The following is a 21688-nucleotide window of genomic DNA, read 5'->3' on the forward strand; positions in this document are numbered from 1 at the left end:
TTAGCTAAGTTTCAGGTATTATGGATTTGGTAAAACAGAACTGATTTTTTAGTCCCAAGTTAAATTAAATTCACTGTTTCAAGATGAAACCTAATTCAGAATATTCACAATGATCTTGGTCTGGAATGGAAGTTAACACTATCTTGAAATGAGCTTTGAGCTCTACTTTTGTGATTTTAATTAACTATTTCAAACCTAATTTATACCTAATCAATAATGAATAATATTTTGAGTGAGCGTATTTTGGCTTTTTGCCTGCTCATATTCGCTGTTTCGACCCTAGCCCAAGGCCAGCAATACGCGAAGAAAGTAAGCAAATCCCATTATTTACAAAATAGCAGGCCCTTGCTAGAGAAGCCTTATTTAGAATTACCATTGGGTAATATCCAGCCAAAAGGTTGGATCAAAGATCAACTTTTGAGGATGAAAACAGGGCTTACTGGTAATCTAGATGAAATCTATCCAGAAGTGATGGGGCCAAGAAATGGATGGCTAGGGGGAGATGGTGATGGTTGGGAAAGAGGACCCTATTGGATTGATGGACTTCTGCCATTGGCGTATCTTTTGGATGACGAGGAATTAAAAGCTAAAGTACAGCCATGGATAGAATGGACTTTGAAAAACCAACAAGAAAATGGCTATTTGGGGCCAATCCCTTTTGAATCTGAACCTGCCTACGAGCCAGGCCTGCAGCGTGGAATGCGGAAAGATTGGTGGCCAAAAATGGTGATGTTGAAGATCTTGCAACAATACTATAATGCTACGGGTGATCAGCGGGTTATTTCTGCTTTAACAAAGTATTTCAAATATCAGTTGGAAGAACTTCCAAACACCCCTTTGGATAAATGGACTTTTTGGGCCAATAGACGTGGTGGTGATAATTTGCAAGTGGTCTATTGGTTGTATAATATCACTGGAGATAAGTTTTTATTGGATCTAGGAGAACTACTTACTGAGCAGACGTTTCCTTGGTCCCAAGTTTTCCTCAATGAAGAAAACCATACCGATCCGACCTCACCTTGGTATTTCTATCAAATGAAGCGGTATCCATTTGATCAGGAAGAAATATCATCATTGACTGTGTCAAAAATTGGAGGAATCCATACAGTGAATTTGGCCCAGGGCTTGAAGCAACCCATTATTCAGTACCAATATGATAAGGATGTCAATCACCTCAAAGCCCTTAAGGAAGCCTTGGCCGACTTGAAAAAGTACCATGGGCAGCCACAGGGGATGTATGGTGGAGATGAGCCTTTGCATGGGAATAAGCCTACCCAAGGAATTGAGTTTTGTTCGATTGCTGAGGGGATGTTTTCCCTGGAATCCATCTTACAAATTACCGGGGACATGCAGTATGCCGATCAATTAGAGAAGATCGCTTATAATGCCTTGCCTACCCAAGCTTCGGATGATTTTATGAGTCGCCAGTATTTCCAAGCGGCCAATCAAGTGAAGTTAACCGATCAATTGCAGACATCATTTGAAACCAATCACCATAAGGGGACAGATTTTGTTTTTGGGACTTTGTCGGGGTATCCTTGCTGTACCTCCAATATGCATCAGGCCTGGCCTAAGTTTGTTCAAAATCTATGGTATGCCACCCATGATGGAGGGGTAGCGGCACTGTTGTATGCCCCAAGTGAGGTAGCGCTGAAAGTAGCCGATGATGTGGATTTAAAGGTCATTGAAGCAACAGGATATCCATTTAGAGATCAAGTTCATTTTAGCATGGAGCTGAGTGAATCAGCCTCTTTCCCTTTCCATTTAAGAATACCTGATTGGGCGAAAAGGCCAGTGATTACGATAAATGGAGAAGAATGGAAAGGAGATATCCATAATCAGTTGGCGATTATAGACCGCTCTTGGAAAAATGGGGATAAAGTGACTTTGACCTTGCCTATGGAACTGAAGCATTCCCAGTGGTACTCCTTCAGCGCAGCGATAGAAAGGGGGCCTTTGGTGTATTCCTTAAAGATAAAGGAAAAGCAAGTGTGCAAAAATCGAAATGATGGATATAGGGAATTTTACGAATATATACCTGCCGAGGAATGGAAGTATGGTCTATTGGGAAGTGATTTGGCTGATCTTAACAAATTTGTGGAAGTGACAGAAAATAAATGGAACGGCGAATATCCATGGAATCTTGAAAATAGTCCGATAAGTCTCAAAATGCGCGGAGTAAAAGCTGCAGATTGGACACTGGAAAATGATGCTCCTGAGTTGCCTGGTTTTTGGAGCAAGAGAGTGAGGGAAGAGGATATTGTGGATGAGATCACTCTGGTACCATATGGCTGTACGACTTTAAGAATTACAGAATTTCCTGTTTATGAAAAGTGATGTTTTCATTACTGAAACATATTCCCCTTCCTTCTTTCTTTAATTTTCAAAAAAGAAGGAAGGGAGATGTTTTTTTCGGATGAAATAATGTAGCTAGTTTGTTGTAATTTGGGTTTACCCCAAATTTTCCTCAAAAAACTTAATAGTCCTTTCCCAAGCCAGTTTGGCTGCAGCCTCATCATAGCGAGGGGTGGTGTCATTGTGGAAGCCGTGATTGGCATTGGGATAAATATAAGCCATATATTCCTTATTGTTCTCTTTTAGTGCTTTCTCATAATCCGGCCAACCAGCATTTACCCTTTGGTCAAGTTCTCCATAGTGGAGTAATAATGGGGCATTGATCTGTGGGACCATTTCAAGAGGTGGTTGACTACCATAAAAAGGTACGGCAGCCTTCAATTCAGGAACTTTTACGGCCATCATATTGGAAATCCAGCCTCCAAAGCAAAAGCCTACCACGCCTATAGCACCGGAACATTCCTCATGGTTTTTCAGGTATTCAAAGGCAGCAATAAAATCTTCCAGCATCTCATCCCTGTCCCTTTTGCGTTGCATTTCCCTGCCTTCATCGTCATTCCCTGGATAACCTCCCAGCGGACTTAATGCGTCCGGAGCAATGGAGATAAATCCAGCTTTTGCCGCCCTTCTGCCCACATCTGCGATATAGGGGTTGAGTCCCCGGTTTTCATGGACCACCACAATTCCAGGTAGCTTAGCTTTGGCATCCGCAGGTCTGGAAAGTTGGCCCTTTATTTCTCCGCCACCCTTGGGAGAGGAATAGCTGATCGTTTCAGTATTGAGGCTTTCATCCTGTAAGGGTACTTGGATATTGTCCTTATAGTTGGGCATTAAAAAGCTGGTCAAGGAGCTTAGGGTAAGCCCACCCACGGCGTAGGCGGAAAGTTTCTCCATAAATTCCCTTCGTTCCAGTTTATTATGGGCATAGGCATCATATAAGTCAAATACCTCTTGCTTGATATCTTTCCTGCTTAGTTTTTTCATGTTTAAATGGTCTTATGGTTGTGCAGACATAAGTTAAAGAAATACTAACAGAATAAACCGTGGTTCAGTTATTTTATTCGTTTGCATAGGTATATCCACTTATAGTGAATTAACTAGTTTTTTTTCAGCTGCTACCCATACTTTATAGCCCATTTCATTGAGGTGGGTGCCATCATTGGTAAGTTCACTTTTCATCAATCCATTCTGATCGGCAAAAAAGGAATGAAGATCAATCACCTGGTAATATTCTTTGGCCTCATTTTCTTTGATAATGCTGTTAACCAAATTGATGCTGGCTTTTAGATCAGGCCTGGCATTGGGAAGAACAGTCTGGACATAAATTTTGGTCTTTGGGGAGCCTTGGTGAATCTGCTGGGCAATTTTGACAATATTATTGCCGACATATTCAGGAGAAGGGATTTTGGTATGGTATACTATGTTTGCCCTAGATTCATTTCCCTGATGATAATTGGACAAATCATTGATGCCAATCAGCAAAAATACCGCTTTGGGTTTGTGATAGATGATTTCCCCAAGTCTTGCCAAGATGCCATCTGTCACATCACCGGAAATCCCCCGATTTCTGATATGTTCCTGACCAAACTTTTCGCCCCAATTTTTGCCTTGCTCTGTGATACTGTTCCCTATAAAGACTATGTCTCCGTAGGAAAGGGGATTTTCTTTGAAATTTTTGATTCGATTTTGATAATGGCCTATGGTCCATTGATTATGATATGGAGTGACTATTTCCTTCGTGGGATATAGATTCTGATTGTCTACGGTTTTTTTAAAAGTACCACAGCTGCCAAGCAATAAGATTAAGCAAAAGGATAAGGAGGGTTTCAATAAATAGATAAGATTGTTTTTCATGCCATATATTGTTAATGACTAATATTAAAATAAAAAAGGAAGCTAAGTTTTTTAAGTTTTAAAGGCACACTCAAGCATATAAATTGCAAGTTATCAGAAAAAGCGATTTGGGACTTTTGCTATGTGAAAAAGGTCGCTGGATATTTCTTTTCTTACCAATTCCTTTTTTTAAAGGAGGAATTCCGAAATAATTTTATCTGGTTTTAATTACAGATGTTTGGGCCTTGCTAGGGGAGATTAACGTCCATCCATCAAAAAAATATGGAAAGCTTGAAAAGATGGGGAAAGGGCTTTTGGTCTAAATGTGTATTTTTATTGTTGATATTTATTTGTGAAGTAGGCTCATTGATCCAGGGCTTTTGTTTGTTGGATCCAATATTTTAAAGATAATTAAAAAGATGAAAAGAGTTTTTGCAGGTATTTTGGGGGTCTGCTGCAGCATGGCCATGGCCTGTACTGGCACAAAAGATACCACCACTTTTTTGGTTTGTGGGGATAGTAAGGTGTTGCATGTGGATTATGAGAAATCGAATGATGAACATGCGGAAATCATATGGACTTGGGATGCTCATCAAACCATGGACCTTCCAGAGGTGTATAGAGAAAAGAGATTTAATTCTATGGATGACTGCAAGACAATTTCGGAAGGGAAAAAGTTGCTTGTCTCTTCTTCCTCAGGAGGGGTGGCTTTATTAGATATGAAGGAGCGAAGCGTATTATTTTATGCCACAGTTCCCAACGCCCATTCCGTAGAGATATTACCGAATGATAGACTTGTAGCAGCGGCCTCTACGAGTAAAACAGGTAATAAGATTATGCTTTTTGATATAAATGAAAACGAGAAAGTTGTATTCGAAGATAGCCTGTATTCTGCCCATGGTGTAGTTTGGCATCCTGAAAGGGAAACTTTATTTGCCTTGGGATACGATGTGCTAAGAGAATATAGCATGCCCAATCCAAACAAGTTGGTATTGGAGAAGGAGTGGAAGATACCGGGAGAAGGAGGCCATGACCTTCAGCTTTCTGAGGATGAAAAAGGTTTTTATATGACAGAGCATACTGGAGCATGGTTTTTTGATTTGGCCAGCCAAGAGTTTGGGAAAATAGAAGGGTTTCCAGAAGCGGAAAATATAAAAAGTTTGGGAGAGCAAAGTAGCGGACAGCTGATCTATACCGTGCCTGAAAAAAGTTGGTGGACCCACCATGTGCTTTTCCATCAACCTGATAAAAAAGTGCCTTTCCCGGATATGAAAGTCTACAAGGCCAGATGGTTTGAGTAATTTATCTCATTGTAAAACCAGTCTTATGTTATAGGGCTGGTTTTTTGTTTTGGACAGTACTGATCAGTACACTTTTGAAGGCCCCTCAGATTATATTTGATGATGAAGGACCGGGTGCGTCCAATATAAAAAGTTTCAAAAGAACAAAGATAATGAATAGGCTAAGTTGGTTGTGTAAGGGAATTGGTTTCATTTTTTTGCTTGGATGCTCAAGCCCAAAGGGAGAAGTGCTATTTGAAGAGTTGGTTTTGGAAGCCCCTTTTGAAATTGCTTCCATAAAGGTGCCTGACTTTAGCAAGGCAAATCGGTTTGTGATTACAGATTTTGGTGCGGAAAAAGGTAATAAAAGGGCAAACAGCCAAGCGATTGCTATAGCTATATCAGAGGCGAATAACACTGGTGGGGGAACGGTAGTGATACCAAAGGGAGAATGGCTGACCGGAAAGGTACATTTAAAAAGCAATGTCAATTTGCATTTGGAAGAAGGAGCTGTGCTGTTGTTTTCTGGAGCCCCTAAGGATTACCTGCCAGCAGTTCAGACGACATGGGAGGGTATGGAATGCTTTAACTATTCTCCTTTGATTTATGCTTTTGACTGTGAAAATGTAGCCATTACAGGTGAAGGAACGCTCAAAGCTGAAATGGAAACATGGGAGAAATGGTTTGCCCGGCCAAAGCCTCATATGGAAAGTCTTAAACTACTTTATGAGCAAGCGGCTGAGGATGTTGCTGTAAAAGATAGGCAGTTTGTAAATGATACCGCTAATTTCCGCCCCCAGTTTATTCAGTTCAATAGGTGCAAAAATGTCTTGTTGGAAGGGGTGAAAATCAGAAACAGCCCTTTTTGGGTGATCCACCCCTTTATGTCAAAAGATGTGGTGATCCGAAATGTGGACGTCTATGCCCATGGTCACAATAATGATGGTGTGGATCCTGAAATGAGCCAAAATATATTGATTGAAGACTGTGTGTTTGACCAAGGAGATGATGCCATAGCTGTTAAGGCAGGAAGAAATCAAGATGCCTGGAGGCTAAATATGCCCACTAAAAATGTGGTCATCAGAAATTGCCTGGTTAAGAATGGCCATCAACTGTTGGCTATAGGAAGTGAACTTTCCGGAGGGATAGAGAATATTTATATGGAAAATTGTAAAGTGGAAGAAGGAGCCAAATTGAACCACCTGCTATTTATAAAAACTAATGAAAGAAGAGGTGGGTATGTTTCCAATATCATCATGAAAAACATTAAGTCCGGAAAAATCGACAAGGGAGTTTTGGGCATAGAAACCGATGTGCTTTACCAGTGGAGGGATTTGGTCCCTACCTATGAGCGCAGATTGACCTCCATTAGTGATATTCAAATGACCAATATAAATGCCAAGGACGTGCAGTTTGTCTCACGAATATTGGCAGATGATGAGCAGCCAGTGAAGCATGTTTTGCTCCAAAATATTCAAGTGGATTCTGTAAGGGAGGTCAAGCTGGTGCATCAAAATGTGCTAGGTTTTGAGTGGGGCAAATGATTGATTGATAGCAACCGCCAATCAACTATACAAGCCTTTTTTATCGAGGACCAAGCCTTTTATGGTTTTTGATTCCTAAGTAGTTCAGAAAGAAGTTTATAAAGAAACAAAGCATTTTAGGAATGCTTCTTCAAGAAAACAGTTCCCATATTTTTGCCTACTAAATTGGCCTTACTTTTCTTCTTATCATTTTTACTGCTTTTATTCTGCGGTTACTTTTTGTCCAATATATAATACCTTCCTTTAATAAGCAGGTTCTATTGATTTTGTTGGGGAGTTTCTCTTTTGGCTTAATAAAATACAGATATTAGGGTGTTTTTGATTCTGTAAATAGCTGATCGCTAATAAGAAAATTCTTTGATAATATTATTTCCGTTTGTCATATCATTATTTTAATTCATGTTTTTTATATTATATTTGCTTTAGATCATATGCCCTAATTGATGATCCCGCCTTTAGTCACCGCTTGAAGGACGAAGTATTTTACATTGTATTATATGAAGTTGACAGCAGTGATTTTATGCGTTTCGCTGGCAATTAACTACAATGGTGGAAGGCCATTTTATGTGTCTACTATTAGGAGTGGAGGGAGATTTTAATGATGGTAAAGAGCTAGGGATTTCCTGAAAGTTAATTAATGGAAGTGTTTTGTGTTTTATTGAGAAAACGTGTTAAACAAATGATCATTCTAAAATTTCATATAATCAAGTGTATTTATACTGTCTATTTGTTTATATAAATTTCTATTTGATTGGTCACTAACCTGTCTGAATGTGAGAATTGAGGATAAATTATTATTAAAAGAAATTCAAAAGCGGAATAAAGAAGTTTTTGAAGCACTTTTTCATGATTATTATTCTTGTTTGATAAAATTTGCAGAGGGTTTTGTATTTGATATTGAGGTTTGTGAAGATATAGTACAGAACATATTTGTATATATTTGGGAGCAGGCCGAATATTTGAATATTACTACTTCATTCAAATCCTATTTGTATAAAGCCGTTAAGAACAGGTGTTTGAATTATTTGAGGAATCTAAAGATTGTGGATAAACATCACCTATTATATATCGAAGCAAACTTAAATGATTCAAATGTTAACTTGGAGGATCCTGAGCTTATTCAAAAAATTGAAATGGCTATTGAATCCTTACCTCCTAAAATGGCTGAAATTTTTAGGCTGAAATATTTGGAAGAAAAGACTGTACGGGAAATTTCATCCCAACTGGAGGTTACCGAAAATACCATTAAAACCCAATTGCTCAGGGCAAAAGATAAGTTAAGGGTGGGACTTCGGGAATCGCTGGATATTAACTTTTTTCTATAAAATTATGGGCCTTATTGCGGGTCATTAGTTCAAAATAATACAGTTGGGCCAATGAATTAAATTCATTTTTCAAGCTTTCCTGATGGATATTAGGGTGGTGCTCAGCGCTATAATTATTTTGGATCCATGTTGAAAATGAGCAAAATCAATTCGTACTGTAAGGTAATTTACAAGTAAAACACACCCTGTTTATGAAAGGGATATTGTAATAAAATGGTTATAGCTTAAATGGCTTCATTTTCTTTTTTCAATTTTATCCTATCAATAGTTTTATGTTGAATAATATTAAAAGCAGCCTCTGGGCTTAACTTTTCATATATAATAGAAACATCCCTGCTAATTAATTTTCTCCATCCAAGCCGTTTGTAGCAACAGATTGAGAAAAAAATAAAAAAAAATAAATTTGTCACCCATTGAGTAGTTCCGTGTGTCATATGGTAAAAACTAGCAATAGGTGAGTAAAAATTCTGAAAATATAGACTTTTCAATTATTTGGAAAAAAATTCATTCTTCTTTGACTATAGAAGAAGAAAGGCAGTTAAAAGACTGGCTGTCTGCTAGCGAGGAGCATCAGGGATATTTTGATAAGGTAACTGCGTTTTATCAAAATGGATCTCAGTTTGAAAACACTGAAGATACAAACAAAGAGGCTTGGTCTTCTATTTTGAATAAAATCGATCTTTCCCAGCTGAAAAGGAATAATAGGGTTTTGCTATATGTAGGATCATTGGCTGCATCCATTGTTTTGTTGTTAGGCTTTATGGCCATTTTAAGGCCAGAATTATTTCAACAACAACGCCTCATCCATGCTGATTCATCCATTATTCCTGGTACAGAAAAGGCCATCCTGCTAATGGATGATGGGAGTTCATATGATCTTTCTTCAGGTAAGAATCTTAGTCTTGACATAGGAGGGACAGAAATTTCCAGCCAGGGGACTTCTCTAAAGTACAATAGCGAAAAAGTAGCCACCAGTGAGGTGAAGTACAATACGCTAGTAATACCTAGAGGAGGGCAGTTCAATTTGACTTTGGCGGATGGGACCCAAGTCTGGCTTAATGCTGGTTCCACCTTGAAGTATCCAACTGCCTTTGTGGGAAATGATAGACGTGTAGAGCTTACAGGAGAGGCCTTTTTTGAAGTTACAAAAAATAAGGAAAAGCCATTTAAAGTCATTAGTGGAGGGCAAATAGTTCAAGTTTTAGGCACATCATTTAATGTTTCATCCTATGAGGAAGAGCCTACTATTTATACAACCTTGGTTGAAGGCAAGGTAAATGTCTACCTGGAAGATGAACCTCAGCAACAACAGGTCTTGGCTCCGAACCAGCAAAGTATGCTGATTAAAGGCCAAAATGTGATTTCACAAAGGGAGGTAGAGGTGATGGAATATATCTCTTGGAAAGACGGTTGGTTTTATTTCAAAGATAAACCTCTAGAATCCATTATGCTGGATTTGGCACGGTGGTACGATGTCTCCTTTCAATTCAAAAAACAAGCAGCAAAAGAAATCCCTTTTACAGGTAAAGTTCCGAGATATGAGAATTTAGAAGATGTTCTGAAATTAATTGAAAAAACCGGAGATGTAAAGTTTAAAATAGAAAGGAGGATGGTTACCATACAATAAAAAAGGAGGATGCTACCAACATCCTCCTCAAAACAAATCGAATAAATCTCAATGTTTTACTTAAGCAATTTAAAATTATGAAAAAAAGCCCAGCAACCTACCCTTTGGTTTAAGGGGTAAAATGTTATTAACCATGAAACTCACCCTGATACTTATATTGGTGGGCGTGATGAAAGTTTCAGCCAGTGTCTATTCCCAAAATATGAAACTGAAATTGGACTTACATCAGGCCACTGTAGAGCAAGTGTTTGAGGAAATTAAAAGCCAAAGCGAATTTAATTTTCTGTATCGATCTGATCTTATCAAGAAGATCCCAAAAGTTAATGTCAGTTTGAAAAAGGTAGGCATTGAGGAAGTTCTTGATAAGATTTTGGTACCCTATCAATTTTCCTATGAAATCCATGATAAAACAATCATTATAAGTCAAAAACCAAGCTTAGAAACGGATGAAGCAAGTTTACAAGAAAAAATAAACACCATTGAAATAAAGGGGAAAGTTACCGATGAGAATGGCCAGCCCATTCCAGGTGCTACCATTCAGCTTAAAGGGACTACGAAAGGTACTGTAACCGACATTGACGGAAATTATACTATTCAAGTAGAAGAAGGAACCGTGTTGGTTTATAGCTTTTTGGGCTATGAACGCCAAGAAGTGGCGGTAGGAAATCAGTCCGTATTAAATGTCAGTATGGTTCCTGATACCCAATCCTTAGAAGAAGTTGTGGTGGTGGGATTTGGCACCCAAAAGAAATCACACCTTACAGCTGCTGTAGAGCAAATCGGTAGTGAAATGTTGGTCAATAGGCCCATCAATAAATTGTCAGAAGCGCTACAAGGTGCCATGGCTGGACTTTATATCAGCCCTACTAATGGAGGACCAGCCAGTGAGGCCAATTTTAATATTCGAGGGTTTACAGGTATAAATGAAAGAGGAGGTCCACTTGTGCTAGTGGATGGTATAGAGCGTACCATGAGCGATGTAAATCCCAATGATGTTGAGTCGGTTACCGTTTTGAAAGATGCTGCTGCATCTGCAATTTATGGTTCAAGGGCTCCTTCAGGTGTTATCCTTATTACTACCAAAATGGGGGAAAAAGGGGATAAAATAAAGGTCAATTATAGTAACAACTATAGTATAGGTACTCCATTTGGAATGCCACATTGGGCCAATTCCTATGAATTTGCTGAAAAGGTAAATGAACAATATAGGAATTCATTACAGACACCAATCTTTAAGGAAGAGACGATACAGTTAATGAGGGATTATGCCTCTGGGGAAATTGATTATAGTAATATAGCACTTCCAAATGGTCAATGGGGTGCGCACTGGGACATGTTTGGAAACAGTGATTGGTTTGATATCATGTTTAAAAAGGCAGTTCCTAGTCAACAGCATAATGTCAGCTTATCAGGTGGAGGAAATAAGACGAGTTATTATATGGGCCTTGGTTACAATGAGTCCAATGGGATTATTAAAGGCGCCAACGATAAGAAAGACCGGTACACTACCTTGCTGAAAGTTAAGACAGATGCTACAGATTGGCTTGAGCTGAGGATGAGCATGAATTATGTGAAGACAGATGAAGTCGCTCCTAATTATCGAGGTCGTGGAGCTGATTATGCAGATATGTGGGCTAACGCCGCCGCAACGCTCCCTTCTTGGGTAGATATAAACCCTAATGGTAGTCCTTCATTTTTAAGTAGTGGACCATCCATGAGAGGCGAAGGGGGTAATCAAACCAATGATAGAAATGAGATTACGATGACCGGTGGCTTTACATTAAAGCCATTTAAAGACTTTAATGTAAGGGGAAATTACACTTGGAGGAATTTTACTAGCCATTTCAACCGTAATACCTATGTGATTACGGTGATAAATGCAGATGGTAGCACGCGTAATTCAGCAAGGTCCGCCACGCAAAGTAGTGTGATCAGACAAATGGATTTAAGGAATTACCACACGCTTGATCTAGTAGCTGATTATTCTAAAGAAATTAATAAGCACTCCATAACGGCTTTAGTGGGCTACCAGGAAGAGTATAACCGGTATACCCAATTAAGTGGAACGGGTAGGGATCTATATACCAATTCTATCCCTACGATCAGTACAACATATAATGAAAACCCTTCTGTATCGGATGCATTAAGTCACTGGGCCACCCAAGGTGTTTTTGGAAGGATGGCCTATAATTATGATGAAAAATATTTTATAGAGTTCAATGGACGTTATGATGCCCATTCAAAATTCCCAGCAGACATCAGGTGGTCATTTTTCCCATCCGTTTCAGCTGCTTGGAATATAGCGAGAGAGAATTTCTGGCCTATCCAACATGACCATGACTTAAAATTAAGGGCCGCGTATACCTCCTCCGGTAATCCTGGAAACGGTAATTACCTTTACCTCCCAACTATGGGAACAGGGATTGGAAATGGGGATGTGTTATTGGGAAGCTCAAAACCAAATATGGTATTTATGCCTGGATTGGTAAGTTCTGATTTGACCTGGGCCAAGCCCAAAACATTAGGCTTTGGACTTGATGCAACAGCGCTGAATAACAGACTTGAATTTACCTACGACTGGTACCAGCGTACGATTTATGACCAAGCAGGCCCCCCTAAATTTTTACCACAAACCATAGGGACAAGTTTGCCTGATGTGAATAACGCAGTTAGTGAGACGCGTGGCTGGGAATTTACAGTTAAGTGGCGTGATATTGGGTTTACTTTAATGGACAAACCAGTGAATTATGCCCTAAAATTTAATATAGCCGATTATATAGGTTATGTGGTTGAGTATGAGGATAATATTAATGGGTTTAGGAATTCTTGGACACCAGGTCAAAAATTCGGTGAGGTTTATTTATATGAGTCTAATGGCATTGCCCAAAATATAGAAGATGTTGAGGCCAATGTACCCCAGGGAGGAGCTTGGTATTATCCGGGAGATTTGATGATGAAAGATCTAAACGGCGATGGTCAGATTAATGCAGGAGAGGGTGGTAAATGGTATGCTCGAGGAGACCAAGTATTTGCCGGCTATGATTATCCTAGATACCAGTACGGCTTTAATCTTTCCGCCAATTGGAATGGCTTCGATTTTTCGGCACAACTAACAGGGGTGCCAGAATGGAAAGTCTTTTCAAATAATTTTTACGTGAGTCCTGCCGGACACGATATATGGAACTCAAAATGGTTTGAAACCCATAAAGAATTAGGGACATGGACACCGGAAACTCCTGATAATTATTATCCAAGACATTCATTTAAAACTTATGCTGCAAATGATCAGTACCAGTTAAATCTTGCACACCTTAAAATTCAAAATTTACGTTTGGGATACAATTTGCCCAAGAGTTTAATCAATAAGGTCAAGTTAGACCGGGTGCATTTTTATACTAGTGTAGAAAATTTGGGCTTTATCTATTATAAGTCAGAAATTAAATACTCTCCTGAGATTATTGCCAGGTACGGAGGAAGAGGTTACCCTCCTCAGCGTCAAATTTCCCTGGGTGTGAACATTGGTATTTAATTAAAAAAATAACTAAACATGAAATCAAGACTAATATATATATGGATATTGCTGGTAGCGTTTGTAATATCAATCAGTAGTTGTCGAGAGGATTTTCTTGAAAGATATCCATTGGATCAAATGACTGATGCTACCTTTTTCACCTCAGCAAATGATTTGAAAGTAATGGTAAATGGTTTTTACAGACTATTTCCAAGATATCATTTTCAGCAAGGAGGTAATGCTCATAATGGTTATTTGGACGCCAATACGGATATCCAGGTGGGGACAGGTCCCTCAGGTAGCTTAATGCAGCGAGGAAGTAGTGGGCAAGCTCCTGCTACCGATGGTTTCTGGAATGGTAGTTTTAGCTGGATCCGACAGATAAACTATTTAATAACCAATGCTGAACGTGTCCCAAGTGATATAGAAGCAGACCAATACATCGGTGAAGCACATTTTTTCCGTGCATGGGTATATTTTAATATGTTGCAACGCTATGGAGATGTTCCAATCTATACAGAAGTGCTGGAAACGGATAGTGAAGCATTGTACAGAACTAGAAACTCTAGATACGATGTAGCCAAATTTATCCTTCAGGATTTGGACATTGCTATTGAGAAGATGGATTGGAAAAATTCAGTTTTTGCAAAGCAAGGACGAGTAAATAGAGAATCGGCCATTGTGATGAAAGCCAGGGTTGCTTTATACGAAGGCAGTTGGGAGCATTATCACGGTGCTAAAAGTACTCCTTTTGCTGTCAATGGTAAAGATGGTAAAGAATTTTTGCAAATGGTTGAACCTACCATACAGGAATTGATTGATCATCAAGGGGCGGCATTGTTCAGCAATGGAGGCCCGCTTAATGAGGCCTATAATCAGATACTCTCCCAAAAAGATGCCTCTTCTTCAGAAGGAGTATTTTTATACCGTATTTATGATGTAAATGAAATTGTAGGACATAATTTCTACGATAAAGTGGTGGATAATCCTCAGTCACCAACAAAGAAGTTAGTAGACAATTACCTGGATAAGAATGGCGTTCCGCAAGAGTTGTCCTCATTATCTATAGATCCACAGCGCTTAAACAGCCTGGGAGAAAACTTGGACCCAAGATTTAGGCAATCTATATGGACTCCGGATAGAGGTCCGCAGAATCAATTAGTAGGTTTTGAGTCACAGGCACTTCCTTTAAGGTACCCTACCATTAATAATATTTTTACTGCCAATTATTCATCTACGGGTTTTCGTGTATGGAAAGGGGCAATTTTTGACGCGAATGAATGGAGAAATGGTTCGGTGGATGATGTATTAATTCGTTACGCAGAAGGGCTTTTGGCCTTGGCTGAAGCGAAAGCGATTTTGGGTACGCTCAATCAATCTGATTTGGATAAAACGGTCAATATTCTTCGAGACAGAGTAGGAATGGCCCCAATGGTGCTAAGTGAAGTGAATTCTTGGCCTATATCCTATTCCGCTAAAAATGGGTTTGATCCTGCTGAATCAAATATTGTAAATGAGATTAGGAGGGAAAGAGAAGTGGAGCTGGTTTTTGAGGGACATAGAGAAAGGGACTTAAAAAGGTGGGCGATTTTCCATGATGTAATCAATGGATGGAAGCCAAAAGGAGCATATAGCCAGGAGTTTGTTGATTATTTTAATGATCCATCAAAATTGACTGCGGATGGTCTTGGTCCTGTTGATGCCCAAAAATACGGATTGACATTGGGCGTAAATTATGATGTTCACGAAGACGGGTTTTTAAATCCATTCTACGTAAATCCTGATTTCAATGAATCAGGGGAAGGGTACTTTGTAGAGCCTGGACGTGCCTATTTATCTGCTATTCCAAAAAATGAAATTGATTTATATATGGAAGCAGGTGTTGAATTAACCCAAAACCCTGGTTGGTTTTAAACTTTAATTGATCATTAAACTGAAAACATCCATGAAAAAAAATATTTTAATTCCCTTCATTTTAGCATTTGTAGGGATCCTATTTTCTTGTGAACCAAGAATTGATTTTGATGAAGGACAATGGGGAGACACTGCCTTTATCACTAATGTGAACATATTTACCCTTCAAACTGATGAACATGAACTTCAGGAGTATTATGAAAATGGGGAGTTGACACCTGCCCGAAAAAGACTCTTTATTTCTATGGGAAATGCAGAAATTGATAATGAAAATTTCACAGCCACTGTTAGAGTGCCCGAATCGGCAGACCTGAGCAGAGCAGGAATTGTGATATACCATCAAAGTGTTAGGGTCGAGCCTGTTGACGATACGCCAACGGCTGGAATTTTAACAGACTTATCTGATAGAGAATTTGTTTATATGCTCGTATCAGCAGATGGAACCACGCATGATTGGACCATTAAGATTATTGTAGAATAATCAAAAGATCATATTAGTTGGATGGAAATCAAGCAGTCAACTGTATAGTTTGGCTGTTTGGTTTTTTTACTGAGAATAAGCAAAAGAGTTAAATGTGCTCAAATGAACCTCCATAAGACTTAATAGAACAAATTCATAATTACAGTACTAATGAAAAATTTTATAAAAGCCCTGTTTTTTATAATTATTCCAATACAAGTTCATGCCCAAAAAAACATTGATCTCTTTATTTGGGCTGGCCAATCAAATGCCCAAGGTTACACCGGTGATGCGAAAGAATACCCTAAAGATGAACAAGGCCTTGATAAATCCATATTATTGAACTGGACTGTTTCTGGGCATGATAGTTCAAATGGGGAATGGGTTACCATGCAAGCCCAAAAAGGAAGGTACCCAGCTGGTCACTTTGGTCCTGAAGTAAGTTTTGCCCGTCAATTGAAAGTGGCAGGTTATAACCCCGCAATTTTCAAATATACTAGGGGCGGCACTGGTCTAGCCAGGGACTGGAAAGCACCTGGCGAGCAAGGAATTTATGATCATATGGTCAAGGATTTAAAAAAGGCTATTGATCAACTGGAAAAAGAAGGCTATGTGGTGAAGGTCCACGGATTTGTGTGGATTCAAGGGGAGACAGATGCTGGTGACGAGCAAGAAGCTGAAATGTACCAATCCAATTTAAATCACATGATAGACCACCTGCGTAATGATGTCCTAGCGTATGATGATCTCAAAATAATTTTGGGCGTTGATGAACAGCATTACCTCGTCGAGGAGCGTCCAATTGTGGTCGTAGCCCAACAAAAAATTGCTCAAGAGGATGTCAATATAATCTATACCACCATGTATGGTCTTCCAAAGGCTGACAAAACTCACCTAACCCCTGCTGGGCTAGTAGAACACGGAAACCGTATTTATAAAGCTTTTAAGGTAATGGAAAGTGAAAGAAGTTTAGGGTATAGAGAGCATAATTAGGCTGAAATGTTTCCAACTGCTTTGCCCTAGTTGGCCTTGCCCCTTGTTTTCAAAATAGTAAAAGATGAAAAAATATATAATCAATACCTTTATAATTACCTTCTGGGCAATTACCTGCATGGCCCAGAATACTGGTAAAATCCCCATTCCCACCCAAGCGCAACTGGATTGGCAAAATGCTGAATTGGCAGCCTTGGTATGCTGGGATATGCATGTTTTTGATGGAGAATTTTATGTGCAAAAGGATGTGCGGATAAAACCCGTAAAAGATTATAATACCTTTAATCCACAGCGATATGACATGGATCAATGGATAAGGTCTCTAAAAGATGCTGGGTTTAAAATAGCTATTTTTACTGTTAGCCATGAAACGGGCTTCTTTTTTCACCAGAGTGATGCCACTCCCTATAGTATGAAGGCACTAAAGTGGCAAGATGGTAAAGGCGATATTTTAAAGGATTTTAAAGCTTCCTGCGAAAAGTATGGGATTCTTCCCGGGGTATATATCGGTACACGATGGAATGCTTTTTACGGTATCCATGACTTCAAAGTAAGCGGCGATAACCAGTTTGCACAAAACAGGCAAAAGCATTATAATATCATGATTGAAAATATCGTTACCGAGATTTTTTCCAATTATGGTGATTGGGCAATGGTTTGGTTTGATGGTGGTGCGCATGGTCCTGAACAAGGTGGCCCGGATGTATTGTCTATTTTCGAAAAATATCAACCTAACAGTTTGTTTTACCATAACCTGCAACGTGCGGATATGCGTTGGGGAGGAAGCGAAACGGGAACAGTACCTTACCCTAGTTGGGGAACTTTCCCCTACCCATCTACCGGTGCAGGTGAATCTGCAAAAAAAGAGATCCATGCCAATAACTTTCAGCTATTAAAAACAGGAGATCCTAATGGCCAATATTATATGCCAGCCATGAGCGATGCGCCTTTAAGAGGTGAAGGTGGGCATGATTGGTTTTGGGAACCTAATCGGGAACATACTATTTTTTCGCTGGAAAAATTGGTGGATAAATATTATAAGTCAGTCGGCCACAATACCAGTTTGATTTTAGGAGTAACGCCCAATCCAGATGGCTTAATGCCTGAACCGGATGTGAAACGACTAAAAGAATTCGGAGATGAAATAAAAAGGAGGTTCTCTAATCCACTGGAAAGTACTTCTGGAGCTGGGGAAAAGTTAAGCCTGAAACTGTCAAAAAATCAAAAAGTGAATCAGCTTGTATTGATGGAAGATATCAGCAAAGGAGAACGTGTGCGCCAATTTGTATTGGAGGGTAAGACCAAGAATGGCTGGCAGACCATTACTGAAGGATCCTGCATTGGCCATAAATTTATTCATAGGTTTGATGGGCTGGATGTATCGGAAGTACGACTTAAAATCCAGGAATCAAAAGGCGAACCGCAGATTAAAAAACTGGCTGTGTATAATATTGAAGATTAGTTAATTGGAAATGATGAAAAAAGTACTGGGAATATTAATTATTGGGATCGGCTTTTTGTGCTCACTTCATGCTTATGGTCAGGCGAGTGACTCTTTACAGGAAAAATTTTCCAAAATGGAATTTGCTTTTGAGGAAGTAAGCGGAATTGGTTATGAAGCAGGTTGTACACGTCGTGATCCCAGTGATGTCATAAAAGTGGGCCAAACTTATTATGTGTATTATACCAAAATACCTGATGCCCAGCCGAAATATTGGGGTGCGGGATATTGGGGAGCAAGCGTCTGGTGTGCAAAATCAGAAGATGAGGGGCATTCCTGGACGGAAGTGGGTGAAATGCTGAAGGTAGGTGAAGCAGACCAATGGGATGCCCAAGCTGTTTTTACCCCAAATATCATTTATGCTGACGGAAAATACTATTTGTACTACACAGGGGTGAAACCGACACCAGGAAATGCTGAGGGTGAGTTTGAGAACAATAACTTAACGGATAAAACCGCCATTGGAGTAGCGGTATCAGATTCACCAGTAGGGCCTTTTAAAAGATTGAGCAATGAACCCATCCTGAAAGTAAGTGTAGAGCCTGAAAAGTTCGATAGTTATCGAATAGATGATGCATCATTACTGTATCGTAATGGATTGTATTGGATGTATTATAAAGGCCGGTCATTGATAAGTGGACAAGGAGGGCCTGCGCACACAAGTATGGGCGTGGCCTATTCTAAGCATCCTGCCGGGCCTTATACTAAGCTTGGAAAAGCCATTCTCGAAAGAAGCCATGAAGTACTCATCTGGCCACAAGGTACAGGAGTAGGCGCTTTTGCTTCGCTGTCAGAAACCTTTGAATATGCACCTGATGGGGTGGATTTTATGTCGGACAAATTTAACGCAAAAGCGGAAGAAAGGGCAGTTGCCCCGGGAGCTTTTCGTCCAGACTTAACCGCTCCGGTAGTTGTGGGAGATGGATTAAAATGGGGCATATCAATGGTCCCCAATAAACATGAATGTTACTTGGTACGATTTGAAATAATAACTAAATAAAAAGACTCCTCTCATCAATCAATACGCAGCATTAAACAAATAAGGTGATCTGTACTAAACCAAAGTTTTGCCAAGTTCAATTACCCAAATAATGTTGAATAGGGAAAGTGAAAGGTATCAGGCTTTTCCTTCAGTAATACAAAACTTATGGAAGAAAGTGATGATAGGGTATGTTAAGGCTCGATTTAATAAATAACTATTATGATAAAACTATTAATTGGAACACTGACTTTGTTTTTATCGGTATCTACCATCTTAAATGCGCAAAGCAATGCAGTGGTACCTATACCCACACAGGCTCAGTTAGATTGGCAAAATGCGGAAATGGTTGCCGTTTTTCATTATGACCTTCATGTTTTTGATGGGCTTAAATACAACCAAGCAAAAAACAGAATAACTCCCATTGCAGATTATAATATTTTCAATCCCGAAAAACTGGATACCGATCAATGGATAAAATCCATTAAGGATGCAGGCTTTAAAATAGCGATTTTAACAGCTACTCACGAAACGGGTTTTGCCCTTTATCAAAGTGACGTGAATCCGTATAGTTTAAAGGCGGTAAAATGGCGTGATGGGAAAGGGGATATTGTTCGCGATTTTGTTAATTCATGCCGAAAGTATGGAATTAAGCCTGGTATATATATCGGTATTCGTTGGAATTCATTCTATGGGGTATATGACTTTAAGGTAAGCGGAGATGATGCTTTTGCAGCGAATCGACAAGCACATTATAATCGCGTTTGTGAAGGTATGGTTGAGGAGCTGATGTCTCGTTATGGGGATTTGGCAATGGTATGGTTTGATGGTGGTGCCCATGGGCCAGAAAAAGGAGGTGCCGATATATTGCCCATTGTAAAGAAACATCAAAAAAACATCATCTTTTATCATAATACCCAGCGTGCAGATATTCGTTGGGGAGGAAGTGAATCAGGTACTGTGCCTTATCCTAGTTGGGGTACCTTTCCGTTTCCCTATTCCCATTCCACCAACCAAGACGTGATTTTTAAAAATAATTTTCAGCTATTGAAAGAAGGTGACCCCAATGGGGAATATTATATGCCTGCCATGAGTGATGCACCATTACGAGGGTATAATGGGAGACACGAATGGTTTTGGGAACCCAATGATGAAGCGGGCATTTACCCATTGGAAAATCTAATGAAAATGTATAGTAATAGTGTAGGGCATAATACCTCTTTGATTATGGGGTTGACCCCAAATGCTGATGGTTTACTTCCTGAGCCCGACGTACAACGATTAAAAGAGTGGGGCGATGAAATAAATAGGAGGTTCTCTAATCCTTTGGCCTCCACTTCTGGAGCAGGTAAGGCCTTTAATTTAAAATTAGAAAAAGGGCAAAAAGTCAATCAAATTGTGTTGATGGAAGACATCACCCAAGGAGAGCGTGTCAGGAAGTTTAGTTTAGAAGGAAAAACAAAAGAGGGATGGCAAACGATTTTCGAAGGCTCAAGCATAGGGCATAAGTTTATCCATAGTTTTGAGCCCCAGGTTTATTCTAAAGTGAGGCTTAGGGTTTTAGCATCCAAAGGAGAAGCGCAGGTCCAATCAATGGAAGTATTTTATGTGGAATAGTATAAAAAGTATAGAGATGATAAAGCGCAGATCTTTTTTGGTAAAAGTTAGTTTGCTGCTATGTGTGTTATTCATTCCATACAATTTTGAAGCACATAGCTCCAACCATAAAATAATAAAAGTGGCTTGTATTGGCGACAGCATAACCTATGGCGCGCGTCTTGAAGATAGAGACGCAGATTCTTATCCCGCTCAATTACAGGAATTGCTTGGCAAACAGTATGAGGTGTCAAATTTTGGTGTTGGCAGTTGTACGCTAATTAGAAAAGGCATACCAACGGTTTGGGATCAACTTTCTAAAATTAAAGCATTGGAACCTGATATGATTGTCATTAGTCTGGGAACAAATGATACCTGTGGTATGGGGACCTGTGGCAATAGGAAATGTTGGGAATACCAAGATGAATATGAAGCCGATTATAGAGACCTGATTGCAGAGTTAAAAACATTAAAGTCAAAACCTAAAATTTGGATTTGTGCGCCATCTCCTATGGTTTTGGAAACCCCCGGTCTGGAGGATGATCGTGTGAAGGGACTGACAATACGAAAGCCCAGGCTACAGCAATTAATTGGATATATCAAAGAAGTAGCTGATGATGAAAATGTAGGGTTTATTGATTTGAATACCCCACTGGATCATAAGCCTGAGCTGTTTACAGAGAAGGATGGGGTTCATCCCAATAAGGCAGGATATAGGGCTATTGCTGAATTGGTTTATAAGGGTATTAAGCAATAAACAGGGAGAAAGC

At 39.4% G+C, this 21688-nt stretch carries 15 protein-coding genes; 13 read left to right on the forward strand and 2 right to left on the reverse strand.

The genetic code is table 11. The features are described 5' to 3' along the window. The first annotated feature begins 216 nt into the window (after positions 1 to 216). The gene (locus KMW37_RS13080) at positions 217 to 2337 is read left to right on the forward strand and encodes a beta-L-arabinofuranosidase domain-containing protein (protein ID WP_215225082.1); all 2121 of its coding nucleotides are present in this window, start codon (positions 217 to 219) and stop codon (positions 2335 to 2337) included. 114 nt (positions 2338 to 2451) lie between these two features. On the opposite strand, the gene KMW37_RS13085 is transcribed toward KMW37_RS13080, so the two are convergent. Together KMW37_RS13085 and KMW37_RS13090 are read right to left on the reverse strand one after the other, a co-directional pair. Further along, positions 2452 to 3339, reverse strand: a complete 888-nt coding sequence (locus KMW37_RS13085; protein ID WP_215225083.1) for a dienelactone hydrolase family protein — start codon at positions 3337 to 3339, stop codon at positions 2452 to 2454. A 99-nt stretch (positions 3340 to 3438) separates the two neighbouring features. Then, complete coding sequence (locus KMW37_RS13090; RefSeq protein WP_215225084.1) at positions 3439 to 4209, reverse strand: GDSL-type esterase/lipase family protein; 771 nt, start codon at positions 4207 to 4209, stop codon at positions 3439 to 3441. 398 nt (positions 4210 to 4607) lie between these two features. Here KMW37_RS13090 and KMW37_RS13095 point away from each other — a divergent pair, with 398 nt between their 5' ends. From KMW37_RS13095 to KMW37_RS13150, 12 genes are all read left to right on the forward strand, one after another. Then, positions 4608 to 5489: a DUF6528 family protein gene (locus KMW37_RS13095; protein ID WP_215225085.1), complete on the forward strand. Its 882-nt coding sequence runs from the start codon at positions 4608 to 4610 to the stop codon at positions 5487 to 5489. A 152-nt stretch (positions 5490 to 5641) separates the two neighbouring features. Further along, positions 5642 to 7012, forward strand: a complete 1371-nt coding sequence (locus KMW37_RS13100) for a glycoside hydrolase family 28 protein (RefSeq protein WP_215225086.1) — start codon at positions 5642 to 5644, stop codon at positions 7010 to 7012. 773 nt (positions 7013 to 7785) lie between these two features. Further along, the gene (locus tag KMW37_RS13105) at positions 7786 to 8337 is read left to right on the forward strand and encodes an RNA polymerase sigma-70 factor (protein ID WP_215225087.1); all 552 of its coding nucleotides are present in this window, start codon (positions 7786 to 7788) and stop codon (positions 8335 to 8337) included. Between the two features lie 454 nt (positions 8338 to 8791). Further along, positions 8792 to 9964, forward strand: coding sequence for a FecR family protein (locus tag KMW37_RS13110; RefSeq protein WP_215225088.1), 1173 nt, complete (start codon positions 8792 to 8794; stop codon positions 9962 to 9964). A 133-nt stretch (positions 9965 to 10097) separates the two neighbouring features. Continuing rightward, positions 10098 to 13493 (forward strand): TonB-dependent receptor, encoded by a 3396-nt coding sequence (locus KMW37_RS13115; RefSeq protein WP_215225089.1) that lies wholly within the window; start codon positions 10098 to 10100, stop codon positions 13491 to 13493. 18 nt (positions 13494 to 13511) lie between these two features. Beyond that, positions 13512 to 15389, forward strand: coding sequence for a RagB/SusD family nutrient uptake outer membrane protein (locus tag KMW37_RS13120; protein WP_215225090.1), 1878 nt, complete (start codon positions 13512 to 13514; stop codon positions 15387 to 15389). 31 nt (positions 15390 to 15420) lie between these two features. Beyond that, positions 15421 to 15870 (forward strand): DUF5018-related domain-containing protein, encoded by a 450-nt coding sequence (locus KMW37_RS13125; protein ID WP_215225091.1) that lies wholly within the window; start codon positions 15421 to 15423, stop codon positions 15868 to 15870. A 150-nt stretch (positions 15871 to 16020) separates the two neighbouring features. After that, the gene (locus KMW37_RS13130) at positions 16021 to 16842 is read left to right on the forward strand and encodes a sialate O-acetylesterase (RefSeq protein ID WP_215225092.1); all 822 of its coding nucleotides are present in this window, start codon (positions 16021 to 16023) and stop codon (positions 16840 to 16842) included. Positions 16843 to 16906: 64 nt separating this feature from the next. Beyond that, complete coding sequence (locus KMW37_RS13135; RefSeq protein ID WP_215225093.1) at positions 16907 to 18304, forward strand: alpha-L-fucosidase; 1398 nt, start codon at positions 16907 to 16909, stop codon at positions 18302 to 18304. Between the two features lie 10 nt (positions 18305 to 18314). Beyond that, positions 18315 to 19343 (forward strand): family 43 glycosylhydrolase, encoded by a 1029-nt coding sequence (locus KMW37_RS13140; RefSeq protein ID WP_215225094.1) that lies wholly within the window; start codon positions 18315 to 18317, stop codon positions 19341 to 19343. 201 nt (positions 19344 to 19544) lie between these two features. Further along, on the forward strand, positions 19545 to 20939 hold the full coding sequence (locus tag KMW37_RS13145) for an alpha-L-fucosidase (RefSeq protein WP_215225095.1): 1395 nt from the start codon (positions 19545 to 19547) through the stop codon (positions 20937 to 20939). Between the two features lie 16 nt (positions 20940 to 20955). Next, entirely contained in the window at positions 20956 to 21675 is a 720-nt protein-coding gene (locus KMW37_RS13150; protein ID WP_215225096.1) for a DUF459 domain-containing protein, read from the forward strand. The last annotated feature ends 13 nt before the right edge of the window (positions 21676 to 21688 follow it).

This window comes from Echinicola shivajiensis, from assembly GCF_018642165.1.
GTDB lineage: Bacteria > Bacteroidota > Bacteroidia > Cytophagales > Cyclobacteriaceae > Echinicola > Echinicola shivajiensis.

Bases quoted from the DNA above. Each gene is read 5' to 3' on its own strand.
- KMW37_RS13080 (WP_215225082.1), top strand. From the start codon at position 217: ATGAATAATATTTTGAGTGAGCGTATTTTGGCTTTTTGCCTGCTCATA.
- KMW37_RS13085 (WP_215225083.1), bottom strand. From the start codon at position 3,339: ATGAAAAAACTAAGCAGGAAAGATATCAAGCAAGAGGTATTTGACTTA.
- KMW37_RS13090 (WP_215225084.1), bottom strand. From the start codon at position 4,209: ATGAAAAACAATCTTATCTATTTATTGAAACCCTCCTTATCCTTTTGC.
- KMW37_RS13095 (WP_215225085.1), top strand. From the start codon at position 4,608: ATGAAAAGAGTTTTTGCAGGTATTTTGGGGGTCTGCTGCAGCATGGCC.
- KMW37_RS13100 (WP_215225086.1), top strand. From the start codon at position 5,642: ATGAATAGGCTAAGTTGGTTGTGTAAGGGAATTGGTTTCATTTTTTTG.
- KMW37_RS13115 (WP_215225089.1), top strand. From the start codon at position 10,098: ATGAAACTCACCCTGATACTTATATTGGTGGGCGTGATGAAAGTTTCA.
- KMW37_RS13120 (WP_215225090.1), top strand. From the start codon at position 13,512: ATGAAATCAAGACTAATATATATATGGATATTGCTGGTAGCGTTTGTA.
- KMW37_RS13125 (WP_215225091.1), top strand. From the start codon at position 15,421: ATGAAAAAAAATATTTTAATTCCCTTCATTTTAGCATTTGTAGGGATC.
- KMW37_RS13130 (WP_215225092.1), top strand. From the start codon at position 16,021: ATGAAAAATTTTATAAAAGCCCTGTTTTTTATAATTATTCCAATACAA.
- KMW37_RS13135 (WP_215225093.1), top strand. From the start codon at position 16,907: ATGAAAAAATATATAATCAATACCTTTATAATTACCTTCTGGGCAATT.
- KMW37_RS13140 (WP_215225094.1), top strand. From the start codon at position 18,315: ATGATGAAAAAAGTACTGGGAATATTAATTATTGGGATCGGCTTTTTG.
- KMW37_RS13145 (WP_215225095.1), top strand. From the start codon at position 19,545: ATGATAAAACTATTAATTGGAACACTGACTTTGTTTTTATCGGTATCT.
- KMW37_RS13150 (WP_215225096.1), top strand. From the start codon at position 20,956: ATGATAAAGCGCAGATCTTTTTTGGTAAAAGTTAGTTTGCTGCTATGT.